The organism is Microbacterium xanthum (assembly GCF_034531355.1).
GTDB lineage: Bacteria > Actinomycetota > Actinomycetes > Actinomycetales > Microbacteriaceae > Microbacterium > Microbacterium xanthum.
Genome location: NZ_JAWHUE010000002.1, coordinates 1 through 22,197, shown reverse-complemented (window position 1 = coordinate 22,197; position 22,197 = coordinate 1). Strand labels below are relative to the sequence as shown.

The following is a 22,197-nucleotide window of genomic DNA, read 5'->3' as shown; positions in this document are numbered from 1 at the left end:
CGGGCCGATTCTCCGACGTCAGGATGGGCGCGTCGCGACGACCACCGTCTTGCCGACCGCGTGCCCGGCGGCGACGTGGGCGAGTGCCCGATCAGCGCCGTCGGCCGACACGGTGCGCTCGATGTGCGGCCGCAGGGTTCCGTCTGCGACGAGCTCGAGCATCTGCCCGATGATCTCCGGATGCGCCCCCGCCGCCAGCGGACGGAGCGGGCGTCGCGCGCCGATCGAGCGAACGGCGGCTGCGAGGATGCGCGGGATCGGTCCGAGCAGTCGCCCGCCCTCCCCGGAGACGAGGACGACGACCCCGCCGTCGCGGACGAGGGCGCGGAGCGCGCTCAGCGATGCCGTCCCGGCGATGTCGAGCACGGCGTCGAAATCACCGCCGAGTTGGGCGGACCCGGGTTGCACGCGCCGGTAGTCGAACGACCGCGAGGCGCCCCACTCTTCGACGACCGCCCGATTGCGTTCGCCGCACAGGGCCCACACCTCGGCGCCGCGCGCGGCGGCCAGCTTCACGGCGAAAGATCCGACGCCACCCGACGCCCCGATCACGAGGACACGCCGAACGCCGCGACCCTCACGGGAGTCCGCACCGCCCTCGGGCGGCGGCGCGTCATCGATGAGCGGAGCCCCTGCCGCATCCAGCGCGAGGGAGGCCGTCACCGCGGCCACCGGGAGGGACGCCGCGTCGACGACCGAGACCGCCTCGGGCCGCGGGACGAGCCGATCCGCCGTCGCCACGGCATAGTCTGCGAGGCCACCCCCGCCGAGCTCGCCGACCACCTCATCCCCGACGGCGAACGCGGTCACGTCGGGTCCGGCCGCGACGACGGTGCCGGCCACGGCGATCCCCCGCACCGGCTGTTTCGGGCGCCGGATCCCGAAGGCCAACCGCACCAGCCACGGCTCGCCGCGCATGATGCGCACATCGCCGTTGTTGATCGCCGCCGCCCCCACGCGCAGCAACACCTCCCCCGCACCCGGCCGTGGCGTCGGAACCTGCCGATGGCTGACCGCATCCACCTCGCCGTAGGCGCGCTGGACCCACGCCGACATCGTCTCAGGGACGTTCATGATTCCTCCGGGTAGTGGAAGGCGTCGTCGAGACCGACTCCGAAGACGCGGCAGATCTGGAAGGCGAGCTCGAGGCTCGGGGAGTACTTGCCCTGCTCGATGGCGAGGAGGGTCTGCCGGGTCACGCCGATGCGACGCGCCAGTTCGGCCTGGGTCAGCCCGGCCGCCTCACGGAGCGGACGGATGCTGTTGGTCACCCTCGTCGGTTTCACCATCGCGGGAACCCCCCGCGGTAGGCCGACAGGCGCGCGATCCCACCGATGAAGGCCGAGAGGAAGAAGCCGAAGAAGATCGCGTTGCCGATCCAGATCGTGTCGACATCGAGCATGGCCAGGACCAGGGCGCCGAGCGCTCCGATCACCAGGAACGCCACACCGATGCGATCACCGAACCACTCGATCTCGCGGTCGCGCTGGTCGGCCGTGTGCGTCTCCTCCGGATCGCGCATGCCGGCCAGGATCCCCCAGCCGATCGAAAGGACGATGCTCAAGACGATCGCGCCGGCGACCGTCCACACCATCGGCCACACCCACTCGACCTCATCGATCGGGACGCGCCACAGCTCGGGTGCGACGAGGACGACGTAGACGATCGTGCCGGCGAGGCTCGCGATCAGCTGCGCCCAGGTGTTGCGTTCGGCATACGCCATGGCGACCTCCGGATCATGTACAGAATGTTTGACATTCTCAGGATGCCCGTGACGCCCACGCATGTCAAGAATTCTTTACACGCCACAGCCGCGGCGTGGCGTCCACCCGCCGGGCAGGCGCGTTCGACACCCGTCGTCGTCGGACATTCGTGCCGATGTCGGAGGATCTGCACCGGATCCTCCGACATCCGGCACATCCTCCGACATCGGGATGCCCGGGACGGGCCAGGCGGGTCCGCTCAGAGACCGAGGGAGATGAGGTAGTCGTTGGCGAACCGCCGGTCGGGGTCGAGTCGATCGCGCAGCGCGGTGAAGTCGTCCCAGCGCGGGTAGCGCCGCGCGAGGGTCGCGGAATCCATCGCGAACAGCTTGCCCCAGTGCGGGCGGGCCGAGGCCGGCAGCGCATCCTCGATGAGCGGCAGCACGGCCCCCACGGCATCGGGGTCGGGCACCCACGTGAAGTGCAGCCCGACGGTGTCGCGCCCGTACGCGGGGCTCATCCACAGGTCATCGCCGGCCATCGTGCGCACTTCGCACACCTGCAGCACCGGCGCGAGCCGCGGCGCGAGCTCCCGCAGCGCGTCGATGGCCTCGCGCGCATCCGCGCGATCGACCAGGTACTCGCTCTGCAGTTCGTCGCCCGCGGACGGGGTGAACTCGAGCCGGAAATGGGGCAGCCGCGCGAACCAGGGTCCGGGTTCACCGCCCTGCACGGTGCACGGGGTCGGATCGATGCCGGGCAGCGGATGCCGCGGACCGTCGGCGGGGCGGGCTCCGATCCCGCGCAGGGCGTCGTGGTCGGCGCGCCCCGGCCGCGCCTTGACCCACACCTGCCCGATCGCATCCGGGTCCTGCCACGTCGTGAACATGCTGACGCTGTCACCGGCGCCCGTGACGGCGTCCAGGCGCGACAGGACGTCGTCCCAGCGCGCCCCCTCGAACACGGTCTGAGCGATCTCGTACGCCGGCTCGACCTCGAGGGTGAGGTGCGTGATCACGCCCAGCGCACCCAGGCCGACCACCGCGCCGGCGAAGTCGTCATCACCGCGCCGCAGCACGAGGGTCTCCCCCGCGGCGGTGACCATCTCGACGGCCGCGACCTGGGTTCCCAGAGCTCCGATGCGGTCGCCCGATCCGTGCGTCCCGGTCTGCACGGCTCCGGCCACCGAGATGTGCGGGAGGGACGCGAGATTCGCGAGGGCGACGCCGGCGGCCTCCAGCGCCGGCACCAGGTCTCCGTGTCGCAGACCGGCCGGCACGCGCGCGCGACCGGCCGCGGCATCCACCTCGACCTCGCCCCGCATCGCGGACAGCGACACGAGCACGCCCGCGGTATCGGCGATGCGACTGAACGAGTGCCGGCTGCCGAGCACCCGCACGCGCGGTTCGCGGGCGAGGATCCCGGTGAGCTCGTCGACGGAGGCGGGGCGCACGATCTCCCGAGCCCGATACGTGACGTTCCCGGCCCAGTTGCGTTCGCTCATGCCCTCATTCCAGCACGGCCCCGGCCCGGGACGCGCGGGTTTCGAAACCGTCGACGTCGGAGAATCACCCCGATGTCGGATGATGCGGCCCAGATCCTCCGACATCGGGCGGGTTCTCCGACATCGAGGTGAGGATGCTGCCGGCGCGAGCCGGGGGCGGAGGGGCTACATGCCGCCCATGCGCATCCAGGCGGCGTTGCCCTGGGCGCGGAGCGAGGCTTCGGACGGGTCGGCGGATCCGCTCTGCCCCGCCCGGACCATGTCGTTGCGCGCACGGTCGGCCCGCCGGGCACGACGGCCACGCCACGCGGCCGCACCCGAGAGCGCGGCGACCAGCAGCGCCACGGGAAGCCAGATGCCGATCGCCATGCGCCCAGGCTACGCCCGCCCCGACCGCGGTGGGCCGGTCCGCGGCATCTCCGCCGCCCCCAGCCGGCGGCACCTTCTCGGCCGTCGACGCGCTCCGCCTCGAGCACGGCCCCGGGGATCCGCCACCTCCGCGACGCCCGTGCCGCGGGTGCGCCGGCGACGATCCCCACCCCGCGCAGCCCGCGGAGGCGGCCGGCCCGGGCGGGTCAGATGACCGACTCGGACCAGGGGTCGGGGTTGCCGAAACGGTGCGCGGTGATCGTGATGGCCTGCTCGTGCAGGAACGGCAGCAGTTCGATGCGTCCCGCCGTGGTGACCTCGCTGTCGTACACCGCGAGATCCGGATCGCCGCCGACACCCTCGGCGAGCGCGCGGTGCAGCGGCGGCAGCGAATCGCGGGTACCCACCAGCCGCGCACGCGGCGGGCGGTTCGGCCGCGTCATCCGCTGGATCCACTCGTCGTCATTCTCGACGTAGACGGTCACGCCGTGGTCGTCGAGGGTCCGACGCACCTCGACCGGCAGTCCGACCGGCGCGCTGACGGTCATGCGGGACCCGGAGCGGATACCGGCGACGATCACCCGCAGCAGCGCCTGCCAGGTCGCATCCCCCGCGGCACGCACGGCGACATCGACCGGACGGTACCGGAACAGGTTGCGCTCGACCCCGAGGCCCGACACGTCGCGGACCTGTCCGAACTCTCGGCTCCACGCCACCGCATCCGACAGCGCCCCGCGGCGCAACCAGTCGAACGCGTCGTAGGACAGCGACGGCTGGGCGGATTCGATCACGGCGGTGATGCGCGAGTCGAGGCCCTTCAGGTGCAGCGTCTGGGATCCCGCCCCGCCGGGGGTCGGACGCCACGCGCCCAACCCGATGAGGTAGTTCGGTCCGCCGGCCTTCGTGCCCGGCCCCACCGACGACCGCTTCCACCCGCCGAAGGGCTGGCGCTGCACGATCGCACCGGTGATCCCCCGGTTGACGTAGAGGTTGCCGGCCTGCACGCTCTCGAGCCAGACGTCCAGGTCGTCGGGGCTCTGCGTGTACAGCCCCGCGGTCAGTCCGTAGGCGACGGCGTTCTGGATCTGGATCGCCTCGGCCAGCGACGAGGCGTGCATGATGCCGAGCACGGGCCCGAAGAACTCCTCGAGGTGCACGCGCGATCCGGGCTGCACCCCGACGCGGACGCCGGGTGTCCACAGCCGCCCGTCGTACGCGGGTCCCGCGTCGAGCAGGGTCGGCTCGACCAGCCACTGCTCACCCTCGTCGAGGGTCGTCAGCGCCCACTCGAGCTTGCCCTGCGGAGCCTCGACGAGCGGGCCGACCTCGGCGAGCGGGTCCGTCGGCGGACCGACACGCAGCGATCGGACGGCGTCGACGAGCTGCCGGGAGAACCGCTGCGAGCGCCCCACCGGCCCGACGAGGATCGCCAGCGACGCCGCCGAGCACTTCTGCCCGGCGTGTCCGAAGGCGCTCTTGACGAGGTCGGATGCCGCCAGATCGAGATCGGCGGAGGGCATCACGATCATCGCGTTCTTGCCGCTCGTCTCCGCCAGCAGCGGCAGGTCGGGGCGCCACGACCGGAACAGCGCGGCGGTGTCCCACGCGCCGGTGAGGATGACGCGGTCGACGTCGGGATGCGCGATCAGCTGCCGGCCGAGCTCGCCCTCGTCGATGTCGACGTACGCCAGCACTCCGCGCGGGACCCCCGCTTCCCACAGGGCCTCGGCGACGACGGCGGCGCACCGCCGCGAGGGCGGTGCCGGCTTGAACACGACGCCCGAGCCCGCTGCGAGAGCGGCGAGGACCCCGCCGGCGGGGATCGCGATCGGGAAGTTCCACGGCGGTGCGACCACGGTGAGGCTCGAGGGGAGGAAGACCGCGCCGCTGACCCGGTCGAGTTCGCGCGCGGTCGCCGCGTAGTAGTTCGCGAAGTCCACCGCCTCACTGACCTCGACGTCGGCTTCGGCGAAGACCTTCCCCGTCTCCGATGCGGCGACCTCGATGAGCTCCGCGCGTCGCGCCTCGAGGGCGCGCGCGGCCGCCTGCAGCACCTGGGCCCGCTCGGCGGCGGGCCGGGCGCCCCACGCGTGTGCGGCATCCCGCACCCGCTGCACGATCCGCTCGAGTTCATCGGCGTCGCTGACGCGCGATGCCGCAACGGTCGCGTCGCCGGCCGTCGAGCGACCCACCCGGGTGAGGATGTCGGCCGCCCACGCGCGATTCTTCGCCAGCGCGGGATCGGTATCGGGGGTGTTGGCGAACCCCGGCGCTCCGGCGGCGGGTGCGAGGGTGCGGCGCTCGCGGTCGGAGAACACGGCGGTGTCGACGAATGCCTCGCCGCCGAAGCGCACCGCGTCACCGAACGACGCGAACGGCGCGGCATCCGGGTCGCCGTCCTCACCGGAGGAGCGGGCGATGCCGAGCACGGCCTGCGTGAGGCCCGCCTCGCCCGCCTCAGTGGGCGGCTCCGGCTCGCGCAGCACCGCGCGCGGGGCGCCATCGCCGCGCGCGCCCGCCGCCGCGGTGGCCCCGCGGTCCTGGACGCGGTTCGGTCCGACCGGCAGCGCGGCGTCTGCGGCGCGGTCCACGGAGGCGAGGAACCGGTCGCGTTCCCGCGCGAACAGGTCGGGGTCGTCGGCGATCTCGAAGGCCGCGGACAGGAAGTTCTCGCTCGACGCGTTCTCCTCGAGCCGCCGCACGAGATAGCTGATGGCCACGTCGAACTCGTCCGGACGCACGACCGGCACGTACAGCAGGACGTGTCCGACCTCGCGGGCGACCGCGGCGACCTGGCCCTGGGCCATGCCGAGCAGCATCTCCATCTCGAGGTCCTCGGTCACGCCGCGCTCCTCCGCGAGCAGCCACGCATAGGCGATGTGGAACAGATTGTGTCCGGCGACGCCCACGCGGACCGCCTCGGTGTTCTCCGGCCGGAGCGCGTGGTCGAGACACCGCACGTAGTTCGCGTCGGTGTCGACCTTGGTGTCGTAGGTGACCTGCTCCCACCCGTGCATGAGCGCATCCACCCGCTCCATCGCCAGGTTCGCCCCCTTGACCAGGCGCACCTTGATACGCGCGCCGCCCTCGGCCACACGTCGGCGTGCCCATGCCGTGAGCTGCTGCAGCGCCGGAAGCGCATCCGGCAGGTAGGCCTGCAGCACGATGCCCGCTTCGAGGTCTCTCAACCGGGGGTCTTCGAGGATGCGTGTGAAGACCGCGATGGTCAGGTCGAGGTCGCGGTACTCCTCCATGTCGAGGTTGATGAAGGTGTGGTCGGATGCAGCCGACAGGTACAGCGGTCGCAGGCGTTCGACGACGGTGTCGACGACCTCGTCGAAGGCCCACATCGAGATGTGGCTGACGATCGCAGACACCTTGACCGAGACGTAGTCGACGTCGGGACGCCGGATGAGATCGTGGATGCCTTCCAGCCGCCGCCTCGCCTCCCCCTCGCCGAGCACGGCCTCGCCGAGCAGATTGAGATTCAGCCGCGCCCCGGATTCGCGCAGACGCGCGATCGCGGGACCGAGCTTGTCGGGACGCGCATCCACCACGAGGTGCCCCACCATCTCGCGCAGCACGCGACGCGCGATCGGCACGACGGGGGACGGCAGCACCGGAGCGACGGCCCCGCCCACGCGCACGGCGCCGCGCAGGTACCAAGGCAGGAACTCGGGGACCAGCGGTGCGATCCGGTTGAGGCGGGACGCCGCGGCACCGAGGCTCTCCGGCCGCATCACGCCGTCGACGAACCCCAGGGTGAAGGGCAGGCCGTTGGTGTCCTTGAGGACCCCCGCGAGGCGCTCCGCGGCCGGGTCGACCTGGACCTCGGCGGATTCGCGGGTCCAGCGCTCGGCGAGCGCGACGGCGCGGTCGGTGAGGCTGTCGGACGACGCTTGTGACGTCGTGTGTGAGGGCTGGGACATACGCGAAGCCTACGTCCGTGCGGGCCCGGATCCGAGGACCGATCCGGGCGGTTCAGGCCCAGATGCTCGGAGCCTCGCGACGGGTGGAGGGCAGGGCCGACGCAGACGCCCAGTCGTGGACCCATTCGTCCACGTCGGGGATGCCCTCCGGGCGGCCGACGGCGCCGAAGAGCTCTTCGTGGGAGAGGGTGCCGCCGCTGCGCTTCATCATGCGCGCACGGATGATGGCTCGCGCGTAGATCTCCCCGTCGACCACGGCGCGGTGTTCGAGGTAGACGGCACGGTCGTCGTGGCCGATGAGCCGCGACTCGACGTCGAAGCGCTGCCAGAGGTTCAGGGACTTGCGGAAGGTGACCGTTTCGGCGGAGACCACCGCGTACCAGCCGTGATCCCGCATGGCCCCGAGCAGACCCGTCCGGGTCAGCAGGTCCCATCGACCGAGGTCGAACAGCGACAGATACCGGCCGTTGTTCATGTGCTGGAGGATGTCGATGTCGGTCGGCAACGTCGTCAACCGGATACGTCCCACCGCGCTCGGGTTCATCCTCCCCTCGCGACGCAGTCGCCGTCGCGCGAGAAGGATCGTCAGGAGGGTGCGCCACCACACATTCACGAGGGCCGATCGTAGCGACCCACGACAGATCCCGCGATCCGGTTGTCGGAACCCCACAGCGCGGGGAGGTGCGCGCATCCCGTTCCCCGGGTCGTCTCCCGGCGTTCACCCCCGGATTTCCGGCCCGAACCACCCGAGCGTAGAGTCCTGGCATGGAATCCGAACTGCAGACCGACATCGTCGTCCGTCCAGTCCGCGACGTCGACGCGGTCGACCTCGGCCGTGTGCACGCCACGTGCTGGCACGAGACGTACGACCACCTCATCAGCAAGGCCGCGCTGGAGAAGGTCTCGCCGCGTCGCCTCGCGGAGCTGTGGACGCACTGGGCCGTGCAGGGCGAGGACTTCAAGATGTTCGCCGCGCTCGTCGACGGGCAGATCGTCGGGTTCGCCGGCTCGGGTCCCGCCCGCGACAAGGACGCGGTGCGCAACCGCGAGCTGTACTTCATCTACCTGCTCGACGCATGGCACGGCACCGGCATCGGCCAGAAGCTCTTCGACGCGGTGGTTCCCGCCGACGAGCCGCTGTACCTGTGGGTCGCCGAGGACAACCCCCGCGCGCACCGCTTCTACACCCGGAACGGATTCACCCTCGACGGCGCCACCCACACCGAGCCCTTCCTCGGCGAGACGCTGACCGAGGTCCGCTTCGTCCGCTGATCGTGCTGCAGGTGTGGGCCCTCGAGGGCATCCCCGAGGTCTCACCCGGTGACGATCTGGTGCAGATGATCGGCGACGCCGCCGCGCGCGCCGAGCCGCTCAGGGACGGCGACATCGTGGTCGTGACCTCGAAGATCGTCTCCAAGGCCGAGGGGCGCATCATCCGCGCAGACGACCGCGAAGACGCCATCACCTCGCAGACGGTGCGGGTGGTCGCCTCGCGCACGAGCCCGACCGGCCACGTCACCCGCATCGTGGAGAATCCGCTGGGGATCGTGTCGGCCGCCGCCGGCGTCGACGCGTCGAACACCCCCGACGGCACGGTGCTGCTGCTCCCGGAGGATCCGGACGCCTCCGCGCGGCGGATCGCCGCCGGCCTGCGCGAACGCGTCGGCGTGCGGATCGGTGTGATCGTGACCGACACCCTGGGTCGCGCCTGGCGCGAGGGGCAGACCGATCACGCGATCGGTGCGGCCGGTGTGCACGTCTTCGAGGACCTCCGCGGGCAGACCGACGCGGAGGGGCGCCCGCTCGTGGTGACGCAGCCGTGTGTGGCCGATGAGATCGCCGCCGCCGCCGACCTCGTCAAGGGCAAGGCGTGGCGGATGCCGGTGGCCGTCGCCCGCGGACGTTCCGATCTCGTCGGCGACCTCGACCTTCCCGGGGCCCGCTCGATCGTGCGCCCGGCCGAGCGGGACATGTTCCGACAGGGCGCCGACGAGGCGTACGCCGACGGCCTCGCCGCCGGTCGCGCCGCCCGGTCCTGACCGCGCGACGCGCCGTCTGCGTGGTCAGTCTGCGGGGGTGAGGCGGACATCGCCCGCCGAGACATCGCCGGTGATCCGGTGGGGAGACGACGGCGAGGTCTGCAGGCGATTGGTGACATCGCCTGCCGAGACATCGATGTCGACCGCGTACACCTCGTCGGGCACCACGACCCGCAGGGAGCCGGCGCTGACGGCGACCTGCACCTCGTCGGGGGCCTCCCCGCCCATCCGCGCGACGATCTCGCCGGCACTGACATCGAAGCGCGCGTCCGTAACGTCCGTCACGTCGATGTCGGCGGAGCCGGCACTGACGTCGGCGGCGATGGTGTCGGCGCTGCCCGCGAGGTCGACCTCTCCCGCGCTGATCGAGAGCGCGACATCGCCCCAGTCGGCGTCGGCTATGATGCGTCCCGCCGCGAGATCGAGGGTTGCGTCCATGCCGGCGCGCTCAAGGCGCTCGGGAAGCACCAGCACCGCGTCGCCGTTGCCGCCGAACATCCACCGGAGACCGAAGAACTCCGACGGGGTCGAGACGGAGAGCCGGTCCCCGTCCCGCACCAGGCGCCACTGGTCGGCGGCCGCCCCCTGCGAGACGTCGAGGCGCGCCTGCGTCACGTCGGCGAACTCCACGCGCAGATCTGCCGCCGTGATGTCCAGGTCGAGGTCGCGTACGCCGACCGCATCGGCGGTGTGGGAGGCATCCTCGAGCATCGCGGAGCCCACGGCGCGGAAGGATGCCGCCACCAGTGCGCCGAGCAGAATGGCCGCCCCCAACGCGATGGTCAGGATCGCGATGACCGTCGACGACGCGCGGGTCCGGGACGGGGGCGGCGGCGACGGCGACGGCGTGGGAGGGGGCGTGAGGGTGTCGGTCATGACGGGTCTCCTGTCTGCGTGGTCCCGGTTGCGGGACCGCCGTGTTCGAGATGGGCGAGCACCGCCAGAACGCGGCGGTTCCCGGACTCGTCCTGTTCCAGATCGAGCTTCTGGAAGACGGCGGTGATGTGCTTCTCGACGCTGCCTTCGCTCACGAACAGCGTCCGGGCGATGGCGTGGTTCGACTTCCCCTCGGCGATGAGGGCCAGCACGCTCGCCTCCCGGTCGGTGAGGCGGCTCATCCGTGCGTCCAGGGTGCGACGAGACAGGAGCTGGGCGACGACTTCCGGGTCGAGGATGGTCGCGCCCGCGCCGATCCGCTCGACGCTCTCGACGAACTCGCCGACATCGGCGACGCGGTCCTTGAGGAGGTAGCCGAGCGCGCCGCCCTTGCCGGCGATGAGATCGCTGGCGTAGCGCTCCTCGACGTACTGCGAGAGCACGAGCACCGGAAGCCGGGGGTCGGCGGCGCGCAGGCGCAGGGCTGCGCGGATGCCCTCGTCGGTGCGTGTCGGAGGAAGGCGGACATCGAGGATGCACAGGTCCGGCGTCGTGTCGACGACGGCGTCTTCGACACCGCTCGCGTCGGGGAAGGCCGCGACGACCTGGTGGCCGGCATCGACGAGCAACCGCACGAGCCCCTCGCGTAGGAGCGCCGAATCCTCGCAGATCAGGATGCGCACGGGACCGTCACCTCCACCGTCGTCGGGCCGCCGGCGGGGCTGTCGAGGCGGAAGGTGCCGCCGACGCCGAGCACGCGGTTGGCGATGCCGTCCAGGCCCCCGCCGGGAAGCACGCGCGCCCCGCCGACCCCGTTGTCTTCGACCCGGGCCCACAGCGTGGCATCCTCGCGCATCCGCACGAGCACGCGCGCCTCGGTGCCGCGGGAGTGCTTGGCGGCGTTGGTGAGCGACTCGGCGATGACGAAGTACACCGCCGCTTCCGCGCCGGGACCGCACCGACCCGGGGTGCGCACATCGAGGGTGACGGGCACAGGCGAGCGCGCCGCGAGGGCGGAGAGGGCCGCATCGAGTCCGCGGTCGTCGAGCACCGAGGTGTGGATGCCGCGGGCCAGCTGCCGGAGCTCGGTGATGGCCGCTTTCGTCGAGGTGTGCGCCTCGGCGATGAGCGCCTTCGCGGCCTGCGGATCATCGTCGACCTTCTGCTGGGCCAGGCCGAGGGTCATGCCGACCGAGACGAGCCGCGGCTGGACGCCGTCGTGCAGGTCGCGTTCGATGCGGGTGCGTTCGACCTCGGCAGACCGCACGGCACCGGCGCGCTGCTCCTGCGAGAGGCGGGCTTCGTGCGCCAGCTGCGCCTCCCGCGAGGGCACGAGGATGGCACGGCCGAGGATGCCGTGGAGGATCGCGATGCCGACGAGTGCCGCTGCGGCGGCGAGCGCTCCGACGATACCGACGGGCACGGCGACGGCCGCGGCGAGCTCCACGCCGAACAGGCGCATCGGACCGGCGGAGAACAGCGGAGTGAACGCACCGGCCAGACCGGTGACCACGGCGGTGAGCAGGGGCAGGACGAGAAGGCCCAGGACGGTGGAGACGGCGATGCTGGCGATGCCGCGCCACACGATGGGGTCGGTGAATTGCGCCCACACCATCCGGAGGAAGCCCCCGAAGCCCGGGCGGGCGGAGCGACGCACCCGGACGGGCGCGAGCTCGAGGCCGTACAGCCCGTCGACGCGGGCGTACTCGAGCCAGGCGGTGGCGTACATGGCGTAGACGAGCACGTACAGCACCAGCAGCCCGATGCCGATGATCGGCACCAGCGACAGGCCGGTCCCCAGCAGGGTGAACAGCACGGTGAACACGGCGGGGCCGATCACACCGAGCGCGGCGAGCTGCGCCAGGGACCCGGCGATCATCGCGGGGGCGGCAGGCCGGCGTCCGGGTGGGGAGTCGGGAGTGGTCATGTCGACAACGCTACGACCGCGCCCTCGTCGCCGCGCCCGTGCGATCCGGAGACCCGGGCGGGGGTTATCCCCCGGTCAGCGGCCCGAGACGGTGCCGAACAGGCGCGCGATCGGGGCCAGCACGAGGGGGCGAGCCGCGACCCAGGCCCCGGCGATCACCACGAGCGAGGCGGCGAAGATCCAGAAGCCGGTCCAGTTGTCCGCGTACGCGCCGGGGTCGACGGTCCCCTGCGCCGCGTACATGTGGTTGAGGTTGCGCAGGGCACCGGTGGAGAGCACGAGCACGACGTGGACGAAGATGAACAGGACGAAGAAGAGCATCACAGGGAAGTGCAGCGCGCGCGCCCACTCCACCGGGTAGGCGCGGTTCAGCGCCTTGTTCCCCGAGGGCCAGATGCCCGACATCCGCACACCGGTGATGATCGCCAGCGGGGCGGCGACGAAGACGGTGGTGAAGTAGGCGAGCTGCTGCAGGCTGTTGTAGTTCACCCAGCCGTTCTCGGTGGGCCAGTCGAGGGTGAGGTATTGGATCGCGGCCGACAGCGCGTTGGGGAAGACCTCCCACGAGGTCGGCACGATCCGCATCCACTGCCCCGTCGCGAACAGCAGGACGACGAAGACGAGTCCGTTGACGACCCAGAGGATGTCGAGGGACTGGTGGAACCACAGGTTCAGACTGATCTTGCGCTTGGGATCGGTACGGGGTGCCCAGAACGCGGTGGGCCGCTTCTCGGTGCGAACGCGGAGTCCGGTGCGGATGATCAGCACCATGAGGAAGACGTTGAAGAAGTGCTGCCAACCGAGCCACGCGGGAAGACCGACCGGCGCCCCGTCCGGCAGGTGGTACTCGCCGGGGAACGCGGTGAGGAACGCCTGCATCGGCTCGGTGCTGGCGAACCAGCGCATGGCGAGGACGAGCATGCCGGCCGCGTAGACGATCCCGATACCGCCGACGAGCACCGCCCCTGCCCACTGCAGGCGGGTGAAGGGACCGACGCGGCGCGCTTCGGGCGCAGGAGGTGCCGAGCGCGGTGCGCGCCCCGGCCAGACGGTGCGCGTGAACGGCAGCGGACGCGACAGGTCGGCGCGGGCCGCCACCGCCGGGGCGGGTGCGTCGGATTCCGGGGAGGGGAGAGCCTGCGCGGTCGGCGACCCGGATACGGTGACATCGGACGCGGTGGTGACGGTGGGGTCGGACTCCGTGGGACGCGCGGAGACCGCAGGTGCCGGTGCGACATCGGCCGGAGGCCACGGGTCACCGCCGTTGGTGCGGGGCAGCCCGCGCCGGACGGTGATCACTGCGGCATGCGTGCCGAGCGCGGGAGACGCCGAGCCGGGGGTCACCGCCGCCACGGGGGCCGCGGCGGACGCCACCGTCGGCGGGAGCGGTTCGGTCGCGGCTGTCGGCGATCCGGCATCCGCCGATACCGCGACCGAAGCGGTCGCAGGCGGCCACGGCTCGCCGCCGCGTACCCGCGGCAGTCCGCGGCGCCGCCTCGACGCGGCGCGAGGCTCTGCTCCCCGCTCCGCAGAATGCGACTGCGGAGCCGCACCATGCACCCCCGCACCCTGCTCCGCCGTCGCATCCGCCCCGTCCGCGCTCGAGACATCCGCCGCATCCGACGGCGGAAGCGGCGCATCGGCCGGCGGCCACGCCTCACCGCCGGGATGCCGCGGCAAGCCGCGTCGCAGGGTGCGCGGGGAGGTGGTCATGCGCGCTACTTCTTCTTGGCCTCGAGCGCAGCGATGAGCTGCGGCACGACCGTGAACAGGTCGCCGACCACACCGAAGTCGGCGATGTCGAAGATGGGCGCATCGCCGTCCTTGTTGATGGCGACGATGGTCTTGGCCGTCTGCATGCCGGCTTTGTGCTGGATCGCCCCGGAGATGCCCAGCGCGACATACAGCTGCGGCGACACCGAGACACCCGTCTGCCCGACCTGGAACGATGCGGGTACGTAGCCGGCGTCGACGGCGGCGCGGGACGCCCCCACCGCCGCGCCGAGGGCGTCGGCGAGCTGCTCGACCAGCTCGAACTTCTCCTCCGACCCGAGGCCGCGCCCTCCGGAGACGACCTTCGCTGCGCCGCGCAACTCGGGCCGCGACGATGACACCGCCGCTTCGGCGAACGCCCCGACCGTGGCCGCCTTCCGGCCCGACGGGGCCACCTCGAGGATCTCCACGACCGGATCGGCGACGGCCTCGGCACGGGCGTCGATGGAGCCCTGCCGCACGGTGATGATGGGGGCGCCCCACGTGACCGACGCGTCGACGTTGTAGGCGCCGCCGTAGACGGAGTGGTGGGCGATCACGCCCTCTTCGTCGCGCGAGACCCCGACCGCGTCGACGCACAATCCCGAGCGACGCCGGGCCGCCAGGCGTCCGGCCGCTTCGCGACCTTCGATCGAGTGCGCGGTGAGGACGGCGTCCGGGTCGACGAGGTCGATGGCCGCCGACAGCGCGTCGACCACCGCCACGGTCAGGCCGTCTCCGCGCGGGGCGACCAGCACGGTTCCCGCGCCGAGCGCCGCGGCCTCCCGTGCCGCTTTCTCGTCGCCCACCACCAGCGCCACCGGCGTCCCCACCTGCGCCGCGGCGCCGAGGAGTCCGGCAGCCGACATGGTCACGTCGCCCGAGGGTGTCACCTCGAGGAGGACGAGGACCGCGTCCTTCGCGTATTCAGCCATGTCGCTCCCTATGCCAGTCGGTTCTCGATAAGGAAGTCAGCCAGCTTCTGGCCGGCATCGCCCTCGTCGACGATCTTCACGCCCGCCTCGCGCGGCGGCTTCTCCGAAACGGCGATCATGATCGACCGCGACCATTCCGGGTCGAGCGGGTCGATGCCGAGGTCATCGAGCGAGAGGGTCTCGAACGGCTTCTTCTTCGCCGCCATGATGCCCTTGAAGTTGGCCATGCGGGCGTCGGGGAGGGCCTCGGTGACGGAGATGACGGCGGGCAGGGCCGCGGCGACCTCCACCGTGCCGGTGTCGCTCGCGCGGATACCCGCGACCTCGCCGTCGCCGATCCGCACGGTGGTCAGGGCGGTGGCGGCGGGGACGTCGAGCAGTTCGGCGATCATCGCCGGCAGAACGCCGCCGGTGCCGTCGGTGGAGAGGTTCCCGGTGATGGCGAGGTCGAAGCCGATACGTTCGAGTGCGGCCGCGAGCACCTGGGCCGTGAGTCCCAGATCCGCGCCGATGAGGCCCTCGTCGACCACGTGCACCGCCGACCCCGCACCCATCGCCAGCCCGCGGCGCAGCGACGTCGTGGCGGCTTCCGGCGCCATGGACAGCAGCACCACCTCGACGTCTGCGGTGGCGTCGGCATGGGACAGCGCCGCTTCGAGCGCGCGCTCGCCGATCTCGTCGAGCACCCGGTCGCCGGCGTCACGCTGGGCCAGACCGGTCTCGAGATCGAGCGTGCGATCTCCGTAGGTATCCGGGACTTCCTTGACCAGGACGACGATCTTCATTCGGGTGCGCTCCTTCGACGTGTCGAGTCTAAGCGTGGACGAGAGTGGGGCCGCCCGCTGGGCTACCGTGGAGAGGACGAATCGGAGGTGGACGATGGCCCGACAGCGCCCCCTGCCGATCGATCCGCTGGCTGAGGCGAAGCGCCAGTGGGTGGCTCACGGCTGGGCCGAGGCCGCGACCGGCATGTCGGTGGTCACCTCGGTGGTCCGCGCCCAGCAGATCCTCATGGCCCGGATCGACGCGGCGCTGAAGCCGTACGGACTGTCGTTCGCACGCTACGAGATGCTGCGCCTGCTCGCCTTCACCCGCGAGGGCCGGATGCCGATGGCCAGCGCGATCGCGCGCCTCCAGGTGCACCCCACCAGTGTGACCAACACGGTGGACCGACTCGTGCGCGCCGACCTCGCCGCGCGCGAACCACACCCCGTCGACGGGCGCGCGGCGATGCTCGTGATCACCGACGCCGGTCGTGACGTGGTCGAACGGGCCACGGCCGCCCTGAACGCCGACGTGTTCGAGCACGTGGGGCTCGACGACGGCGACGCGGAGGAACTGGCGAGCATCATCGCCCGCCTGCGCAAGGACGCGGGCGACTTCACCGACCCGCGGCCGGTGCCCGACCCGCTCTGACGCGACGCGCATCCACACCCTGCCCTGCGTCCGAGACCGGGGCGCACGCGCGCGGGTTTCGGACGCGCGCCCGGGTCTGGCAGCCACCGGGCAGGAGTGCGCGGATGCGGGGAGCGCCATCAGCGGTGGGTGAAACGCGGTGCGCGCTTCTCGCGGAAGGCGGCCATGCCCTCCTTCTGGTCGTCGGTGTCGAACAGCGCGGCGAACGCCTGCTTCTCATAGCGCAGCCCCTCGGACAGCGACGACTCCTGCGCGGCGGCGAGGGCGGCTTTGGCCGCGTACAGCGACGGCAGCGACTTCCCGGCGATGGTCGTCGCGGTCTTCTCCGCCTCGTCGAGGAGGTCGGCGGCGGGCACGACGCGTGAGACGAGGCCCGATCGCTCCGCTTCGTCCGCGTCCATCATGCGGCCGGTGAGGATGAGCTCGGCGGCCTTGTACGGCCCGATCGCGCGCAGCAGACGCTGCGTGCCGCCCATGCCGGGGATGACCCCGAGGTTGATCTCGGGCTGGCCGAAACGAGCGGTGTCGGCGGCGAGGATGACATCGCACATCATCGCGAGTTCGCACCCGCCCCCGAGCGCGTACCCCGAGACGGCGGCGACGACCGGGGTGCGCAGCTGCGCGAAACGGGACCACTGACCGAAATGATCGTCCATCGTCATCTCGCGGCCGGACTTGTCGGCCATCTCCTTGATGTCGGCGCCCGCGGCGAACGCCTTCTCCGAGCCGGTCAGCACGATCGCGCCGATGCGCTCGTCGTCGTCGAAGCGGGTGGCCGCATCGACGACCTCGCGCATCACGGTGGTGTTCAGCGCGTTGAGTGCCTCGGGACGGTGGAGGGTGATCCAGCCGACGCGTCCGCGGGTCTCGGAACGGATGGTGTCGTAGTCGATCATGCGGGGCGGCTCCTGACGTCGTCGGACTGGGCGCGGACGCTATCGATGATGCCCGAGAAGTCCCGGGTGCCCCCACCCCCGTCGACGAACTCGCGGTACACCGCACGGGCCAGCATCCCCATTCGCGCGTCCACCCCGGTCAGCTCCACCGCCTTCTCGGCGAGCCCGAGGTCCTTGTCCATGAGTGCGCCGGCGAACCCGGGCGCGAAGTCCCGATTGGCGGGACTGGTGGGCACGGGGCCGGGCACCGGACAGTTGGTCGTCAGCGCCCAGCACTGACCCGACGCGTGCGACGCGACGTCGAACAGCGCCTGGTGAGACAGCCCGAGGCGTTCGGCCAGAACGAACGCCTCGGCCACGACGATCTGCGAGGCCGCGAGGATCATGTTGTTGCAGACCTTGGCGGCCTGCCCGAGCCCCGGACCGCCGCAGTGCACCACACGGGCCCCCATGGTCTCCAGCAGCGGACGGGCCGCCTCGACGTCGGCGGCCGCACCGCCGACCATGAACGCCAGCGATGCGTTCTCGGCTCCCACGACACCGCCGGACACGGGGGCGTCGACGCTGCGGTGGCCGGCCGCCTCCGCGAGGGCGTGCGCGGTGCGGGCTTCGTCGACGGCGATCGTCGAACAGTCCACGAAGAGGATGCCGGTCGGGGCCGCCTCGAGGAGCCCCGGACCGACGCCGGAACCCCGATAGGCGTCGATGACCTGCCCTCCGGTCGCGAACATCGTCAGCACGACATCCGCGTCGGCGACCGCACCGGCCGCGTCGTCGACCACGTCGAGCCCCGCCGCCCGCGCCGCCTCGCGCGCCGGCGCGGCCACATCGAAGCCGAGGACAACGTGACCGGCCGCCGCGAGGTTCCGGGCCATGGGCAGGCCCATGTGCCCGAGGCCGAGGAACGCGATGTTCATTTTCCCGCCCCCAGCAGTTCGCGACCGATGATGATCCGCATGATCTCGTTGGTCCCCTCCAGGATCTGGTGAACCCGCAGGTCGCGGACGATCTTCTCGATGCCGTAGTCGTGCAGGTAGCCGTACCCCCCGTGCAGCTGCAGCGCGTCGTTGGCGACGCGGAACCCGACGTCGGTGGCGAACCGCTTGGCCATCGCGCACTGCATCGCCGCGTCGTCCGCCCGGTCGTCGAGGGCCCCGGCCGCATCTCGCACCATCGCGCGCGCGGCGCGCAGGTCGGTGGCCATGTCGGCGAGGGCGAACACGACCGCCTGCTTCTCGGCGAGCGGCTCCCCGAACGTGAAGCGCTCGTGCACGTAACGGGTGGCTTTCTCGAGCGCCGAGCGCGCCCCGCCGAGGGAACACGCGGCGATGTTGATGCGGCCGCCGTTGAGCGCCGACATGGCGATCCGGAACCCGTTCCCCTCGCCTCCGAGCACAGCCGAGGCGGGGACCCGCACCTCGTCGAGGATCACCTGGGTGGTCGGCTGCGCGTTCCACCCCATCTTCTTCTCGGGGGGTCCGAACGACATGCCGGGAGCGTCACCGGGGACGAGGAAGGCGGTGATCCCGCGCGCGCCGGGTTCTCCGGTCCGTGCCATGACGACATACACCGAGGCCACGCCGCCGCCCGAGATGAACTGCTTCACACCCGTGAGCACGTAGCCGTCGTCCGACCGGATCGCGCTGGTGGCGATCGCCGCGGCATCCGACCCCGCCCCCGGCTCGGTGAGGCAGTACCCGCCGAGCTCCGCCATGGTGGTCAGGCCCGGCAGCCACTGCTCGCGCTGGGCGGCCGAGCCGTACGCGTCGATCATCCACGCGACCATGTTGTGGATGCTGATGTACGCCGCGACGGCGGGGTCGGCCGCGGCCAGTTCCTCAAAGATGAGGACGGCATCGGCGCGCGAGAGGGCGGAGCCGCCGACGTCGTCACGGACGTAGACGCCGCCGAGCCCGAGGTCGCCCGCGCGATACAGGACGTCGCGGGGAAAGTGCCCCGCAGCATCCCAGTCGAGGGCGTGCGGCGCCATCTCGGTGCGGGCGAACTGGCGGACCGCGCCGACGAGGGCCGCGCGCTCCTCGATGGTGCTCATCGACATGTGATCTCCTTTGATCGCGTCAGATTCGACCATGCTCTGGGCACGGAGCAGATCATCCTGTTCATTTTAGATGGTCATCCAACTATCTGCCAGGGCTTCCGATAGCTGGCGGGCCGGCGGCGTTTGTTGCCCGGCCGTTCACGCAACGGCAACCCGGCCCGAATAGACCGGACGGGTATCCCTGCACACACCCGACACCCGTCAGGACGGTCATGTCTTCAGCCACGTTCAGACGCGCGGTCGCCGTTGCCACCACGGCAGCAGCCACCTGTGCGCTCGCCCTCGTTCCGATCACGGCGGCCGGCGCCGCGGTGGTCCCCTCCCCCGTGACGTACTCCGCCGAGGACGCCTCGCTCGCGCTGACGCCGCTGGGCAGCTTCGAGACCGGCGTCTTCGACGAGTCCGCCGCGGAGATCGTCGCCACCCACGGTGACCGGCTCTTCGTCGTCAACGCGCAGGCCGGCAGCGTCAGCGTGCTCGACTGGTCCGACCCCACCGCGATGACCGAGCTGTTCGCGATCGCCTCGACCGGCACCGCGAACTCGGTCGCCGTCCGCGAAGACGGCCTCGGCGTCATCGCCTTCGAGGCCGAAGACAAGACCGCGGCGGGATCGCTGGTGTTCTTCGACGCCGACGCCGCGGATGAGGCCTCCGCCGTCCTCGGCTCCGTGACCGTCGGCGCCCTCCCCGACATGGTGGCGATCTCGGCGGACGGCACGTACGCCGTGGTGGCCAACGAAGGCGAGCCGGCTGACGACTACACGAGCGACCCCGAGGGGTCGATCGGCGTCGTGACCCTGCCGTCGACGAAGACCGCGCCCGCGCAGGGCGACGTGCGCACCGCCGACTTCCGCGCCTACGAGGCCGACGGCGGCAAGACCCTCCCAGAAGACGTGCGGGTCTTCGGCCCGACCCCCGAATCCGACCTGCCGGTCTCGCGCAACCTCGAGCCGGAATACATCGCCATCGACGGCGACGTCGCGTACGCAGCCCTGCAGGAGAACAATGCCATCGCCGTGGTCGACCTCGCCTCGGCGACGGTGCAGGACATCTGGGCGCTCGGTTTCAAGGACCACTCCGTCGCGGGCAACGGCCTCGACGCGAGCGACCGCGACCCCGAGGACGCCTCGACGGTCAACATCGACACCTACGCGGGCCTGTTCGGCATGTACCAGCCCGACGGCATGGACATCTTCGCCGCGAACGGCAGCTCCTACCTCGTGACGGCCAACGAGGGTGACGCGCGCGAGTGGGGTGACTACGTCGAGCCGGAGCGCGTGAAGGACCTCGACGTGTGCGCCGACTCCCCCGCCGCGGCGCTCACCGAAGACGAAGACCTCGGCCGCCTCGAGGTGACCACCGAGCTCGGCTTCGACGAGGAGGGCGACTGCTACAGCGCGCTCTACGCCCACGGCGCTCGCTCGTTCTCGATCTGGTCGACCGACGGCACCCAGGTGTTCGACTCGGGTGACGACTTCGAGCAGATCACCGCCGCCGCCGCGCCGGGCTCGTTCAACTTCAGCAACGACGACAACGACGCCGGCGACTTCGACAGCCGCAGCGACGCGAAGGGCCCCGAGCCCGAGGGCGTCGTGATCGGCGAGGTCGGGGACCGCACCTACGCCTTCATCGGCCTCGAGCGGGTCGGTGGCGTGATGGTCTACGACATCACCACTCCGGCCGCCGCCGAGTTCGTGACCTACGTCAACAACCGCGACGTCTCGGCCGACGCCGAGTCGTCCGCCGCGGGCGATCTCGGGCCCGAGGGCCTCGCCTTCGTCGCCGCGGCGGACTCCCCCACCGGTGAGCCGGCGCTGATCGTCGGCAACGAGGTCTCCGGCACCACCACCGTCTTCGGGATCACCGACCTGCTCGCTCCCGAGACCACCGAGATCCAGGTGTTGACGATCAACGATTTCCACGGTCGTCTGGAGGGTGATTCGTACGGTGTCGCGGGTGCTGCGGTGATCGGTGGTGCGGTCGCGGAGTTCGAGGCGGCGAATCCGAACACGTTGTTCGTGTCGGCTGGTGACAACATCGGCGGGTCGACGTTCACGTCGGCGTCGCAGGATGATCTGCCCTCGATCGATGCGCTGGTCGAGGCGGGCCTGGATCTGGGTGCGGTGGGTAACCACGAGTTCGACAAGGGCTTCGATTTCCTGCTCGACACCGCGACCCCGCGCTTCGGTGCCGGTGACGCGGCGGCGGGTGCGACGTACAGCCTGGGGGCGAACGTGTACGCGAAGGGCACCGAGAACCCGGTGCTCGAGGAGTACTCCGTTCAGGATGTCGACGGCGTGCGCGTGGCGTTCATCGGCACGGTCACCCCGGACACCGCGGTGATGGTCTCCCCCGACGGGATCGCCGACATCGAGTTCGGTGACCAGCTCGTCGCGGCCAACCGGGTCGCGGCGGAGATCACCGAGGGGGACCTTGCGGATGTGATCATCCTGCTCACCCACGATGGTGCGGCCACCGACGCGTGCGAGTCGCTCATCTCCGACGACACCGACTACTCGAAGCTCGTCGCGGGCGCCTCGGACGACATCGACGCGATCGCGTCGGGTCACACCCACCAGGAGTACGCGTGCATGCTCCCCACCCCCGGTGGTGGTGAGCGTCCGGTGATCCAGGCGCTGGAGTACGGCAAGGCACTGGGTCTGCTGGAGATCTCGGTGGACACCGAGACGAAGGAGCTGGTCTCGATCGAGGGTTCGGTGGTTCCGCTGACCGACGGTGGCACCCCGCTGTACCCGGCCGACCCCGAGGTCGCCGCGATCGTCGATGCCGCG

General features: G+C 71.4%; 20 protein-coding genes. 4 read left to right on the top strand and 16 right to left on the bottom strand.

Annotated elements, in window-relative coordinates:
• Positions 1-18: 18 nt before the first annotated feature.
• The 7 genes from RZO50_RS05820 to RZO50_RS05790 form a co-directional block, all read right to left on the bottom strand.
• On the bottom strand, positions 19-1,074 hold the full coding sequence (locus tag RZO50_RS05820; protein WP_322598782.1) for an NAD(P)-dependent alcohol dehydrogenase: 1,056 nt from the start codon (positions 1,072-1,074) through the stop codon (positions 19-21).
• A complete protein-coding gene (locus RZO50_RS05815) occupies positions 1,071-1,289 on the bottom strand; it encodes a helix-turn-helix transcriptional regulator (RefSeq protein WP_322598781.1) in 219 nt (72 codons plus the stop codon). Before RZO50_RS05815 ends, RZO50_RS05820 begins: the two co-directional genes overlap by 4 nt.
• Positions 1,283-1,723, bottom strand: coding sequence for a hypothetical protein (locus RZO50_RS05810; protein ID WP_322598780.1), 441 nt, complete (start codon positions 1,721-1,723; stop codon positions 1,283-1,285). The genes RZO50_RS05815 and RZO50_RS05810 overlap by 7 nt, the downstream gene beginning before the upstream one ends.
• 239 nt (positions 1,724-1,962) lie before the next feature.
• Entirely contained in the window at positions 1,963-3,207 is a 1,245-nt protein-coding gene (locus RZO50_RS05805) for a D-arabinono-1,4-lactone oxidase (protein ID WP_322598779.1), read from the bottom strand.
• Positions 3,208-3,372: 165 nt separating this feature from the next.
• A complete protein-coding gene (locus tag RZO50_RS05800; RefSeq protein WP_322598778.1) occupies positions 3,373-3,576 on the bottom strand; it encodes a hypothetical protein in 204 nt (67 codons plus the stop codon).
• Positions 3,577-3,782: 206 nt separating this feature from the next.
• A complete protein-coding gene (locus tag RZO50_RS05795) occupies positions 3,783-7,505 on the bottom strand; it encodes a bifunctional proline dehydrogenase/L-glutamate gamma-semialdehyde dehydrogenase (RefSeq protein ID WP_322598777.1) in 3,723 nt (1,240 codons plus the stop codon).
• A gap of 52 nt (positions 7,506-7,557) precedes the next feature.
• On the bottom strand, positions 7,558-8,118 hold the full coding sequence (locus RZO50_RS05790) for a thioesterase family protein (protein ID WP_322598776.1): 561 nt from the start codon (positions 8,116-8,118) through the stop codon (positions 7,558-7,560).
• Positions 8,119-8,270: 152 nt separating this feature from the next.
• On the opposite strand from RZO50_RS05790, the gene RZO50_RS05785 reads away from it, so the two are divergent.
• A complete protein-coding gene (locus tag RZO50_RS05785) occupies positions 8,271-8,777 on the top strand; it encodes a GNAT family N-acetyltransferase (RefSeq protein WP_322598775.1) in 507 nt (168 codons plus the stop codon).
• Positions 8,778-8,779: 2 nt separating this feature from the next.
• Positions 8,780-9,544: a coenzyme F420-0:L-glutamate ligase gene (gene cofE / locus RZO50_RS05780; protein ID WP_322598774.1), complete on the top strand. Its 765-nt coding sequence runs from the start codon at positions 8,780-8,782 to the stop codon at positions 9,542-9,544.
• Positions 9,545-9,568: 24 nt separating this feature from the next.
• Here the strand turns inward: cofE and RZO50_RS05775 are convergent, their stop codons facing one another.
• From RZO50_RS05775 to RZO50_RS05750, 6 genes are all read right to left on the bottom strand, one after another.
• Positions 9,569-10,420, bottom strand: a complete 852-nt coding sequence (locus RZO50_RS05775) for a hypothetical protein (protein ID WP_322598773.1) — start codon at positions 10,418-10,420, stop codon at positions 9,569-9,571.
• Complete coding sequence (locus RZO50_RS05770; protein ID WP_322598772.1) at positions 10,417-11,103, bottom strand: response regulator transcription factor; 687 nt, start codon at positions 11,101-11,103, stop codon at positions 10,417-10,419. Before RZO50_RS05770 ends, RZO50_RS05775 begins: the two co-directional genes overlap by 4 nt.
• On the bottom strand, positions 11,091-12,347 hold the full coding sequence (locus tag RZO50_RS05765; protein ID WP_322598771.1) for a sensor histidine kinase: 1,257 nt from the start codon (positions 12,345-12,347) through the stop codon (positions 11,091-11,093). Before RZO50_RS05765 ends, RZO50_RS05770 begins: the two co-directional genes overlap by 13 nt.
• Positions 12,348-12,422: 75 nt before the next feature.
• The gene (locus RZO50_RS05760; protein ID WP_322598770.1) at positions 12,423-14,060 is read right to left on the bottom strand and encodes a cytochrome b/b6 domain-containing protein; all 1,638 of its coding nucleotides are present in this window, start codon (positions 14,058-14,060) and stop codon (positions 12,423-12,425) included.
• A gap of 5 nt (positions 14,061-14,065) precedes the next feature.
• On the bottom strand, positions 14,066-15,034 hold the full coding sequence (locus RZO50_RS05755; RefSeq protein WP_322598769.1) for an electron transfer flavoprotein subunit alpha/FixB family protein: 969 nt from the start codon (positions 15,032-15,034) through the stop codon (positions 14,066-14,068).
• A gap of 8 nt (positions 15,035-15,042) precedes the next feature.
• Positions 15,043-15,819, bottom strand: coding sequence for an electron transfer flavoprotein subunit beta/FixA family protein (locus RZO50_RS05750; RefSeq protein ID WP_322598768.1), 777 nt, complete (start codon positions 15,817-15,819; stop codon positions 15,043-15,045).
• A gap of 94 nt (positions 15,820-15,913) precedes the next feature.
• On the opposite strand from RZO50_RS05750, the gene RZO50_RS05745 reads away from it, so the two are divergent.
• Positions 15,914-16,450, top strand: a complete 537-nt coding sequence (locus RZO50_RS05745) for a MarR family winged helix-turn-helix transcriptional regulator (RefSeq protein WP_322598767.1) — start codon at positions 15,914-15,916, stop codon at positions 16,448-16,450.
• 119 nt (positions 16,451-16,569) lie between these two features.
• Here RZO50_RS05745 and RZO50_RS05740 read toward each other — a convergent pair whose 3' ends face one another.
• Genes RZO50_RS05740 through RZO50_RS05730 form a run of 3 tightly spaced genes read right to left on the bottom strand, consistent with a single transcriptional unit; the run spans position 16,570 to position 19,405 of the window.
• Positions 16,570-17,346 (bottom strand): enoyl-CoA hydratase, encoded by a 777-nt coding sequence (locus tag RZO50_RS05740; RefSeq protein WP_322598766.1) that lies wholly within the window; start codon positions 17,344-17,346, stop codon positions 16,570-16,572.
• Positions 17,343-18,263, bottom strand: coding sequence for a 3-hydroxyisobutyrate dehydrogenase (gene mmsB, locus RZO50_RS05735; RefSeq protein ID WP_322598765.1), 921 nt, complete (start codon positions 18,261-18,263; stop codon positions 17,343-17,345). Before mmsB ends, RZO50_RS05740 begins: the two co-directional genes overlap by 4 nt.
• Positions 18,260-19,405, bottom strand: coding sequence for an acyl-CoA dehydrogenase family protein (locus RZO50_RS05730; RefSeq protein WP_322598764.1), 1,146 nt, complete (start codon positions 19,403-19,405; stop codon positions 18,260-18,262). Before RZO50_RS05730 ends, mmsB begins: the two co-directional genes overlap by 4 nt.
• Positions 19,406-19,617: 212 nt before the next feature.
• On the opposite strand from RZO50_RS05730, the gene RZO50_RS05725 reads away from it, so the two are divergent.
• A partial coding sequence (locus RZO50_RS05725; RefSeq protein ID WP_322598763.1) for a choice-of-anchor I family protein occupies positions 19,618-22,197 on the top strand: 2,580 nt, incomplete at its 3' end.

Bases quoted from the DNA above. Each gene is read 5' to 3' on its own strand.
- RZO50_RS05800 (WP_322598778.1), bottom strand. From the start codon at position 3,576: ATGGCGATCGGCATCTGGCTTCCCGTGGCGCTGCTGGTCGCCGCGCTC.
- RZO50_RS05815 (WP_322598781.1), bottom strand. From the start codon at position 1,289: ATGGTGAAACCGACGAGGGTGACCAACAGCATCCGTCCGCTCCGTGAG.
- RZO50_RS05775 (WP_322598773.1), bottom strand. From the start codon at position 10,420: ATGACCGACACCCTCACGCCCCCTCCCACGCCGTCGCCGTCGCCGCCG.
- RZO50_RS05740 (WP_322598766.1), bottom strand. From the start codon at position 17,346: ATGATCGACTACGACACCATCCGTTCCGAGACCCGCGGACGCGTCGGC.
- RZO50_RS05820 (WP_322598782.1), bottom strand. From the start codon at position 1,074: ATGAACGTCCCTGAGACGATGTCGGCGTGGGTCCAGCGCGCCTACGGC.
- RZO50_RS05730 (WP_322598764.1), bottom strand. From the start codon at position 19,405: ATGTCGATGAGCACCATCGAGGAGCGCGCGGCCCTCGTCGGCGCGGTC.
- RZO50_RS05745 (WP_322598767.1), top strand. From the start codon at position 15,914: ATGGCCCGACAGCGCCCCCTGCCGATCGATCCGCTGGCTGAGGCGAAG.
- RZO50_RS05765 (WP_322598771.1), bottom strand. From the start codon at position 12,347: ATGACCACTCCCGACTCCCCACCCGGACGCCGGCCTGCCGCCCCCGCG.
- RZO50_RS05785 (WP_322598775.1), top strand. From the start codon at position 8,271: ATGGAATCCGAACTGCAGACCGACATCGTCGTCCGTCCAGTCCGCGAC.
- RZO50_RS05760 (WP_322598770.1), bottom strand. From the start codon at position 14,060: ATGACCACCTCCCCGCGCACCCTGCGACGCGGCTTGCCGCGGCATCCC.
- RZO50_RS05750 (WP_322598768.1), bottom strand. From the start codon at position 15,819: ATGAAGATCGTCGTCCTGGTCAAGGAAGTCCCGGATACCTACGGAGAT.
- mmsB (WP_322598765.1), bottom strand. From the start codon at position 18,263: ATGAACATCGCGTTCCTCGGCCTCGGGCACATGGGCCTGCCCATGGCC.
- RZO50_RS05755 (WP_322598769.1), bottom strand. From the start codon at position 15,034: ATGGCTGAATACGCGAAGGACGCGGTCCTCGTCCTCCTCGAGGTGACA.
- RZO50_RS05795 (WP_322598777.1), bottom strand. From the start codon at position 7,505: ATGTCCCAGCCCTCACACACGACGTCACAAGCGTCGTCCGACAGCCTC.
- RZO50_RS05805 (WP_322598779.1), bottom strand. From the start codon at position 3,207: ATGAGCGAACGCAACTGGGCCGGGAACGTCACGTATCGGGCTCGGGAG.
- RZO50_RS05810 (WP_322598780.1), bottom strand. From the start codon at position 1,723: ATGGCGTATGCCGAACGCAACACCTGGGCGCAGCTGATCGCGAGCCTC.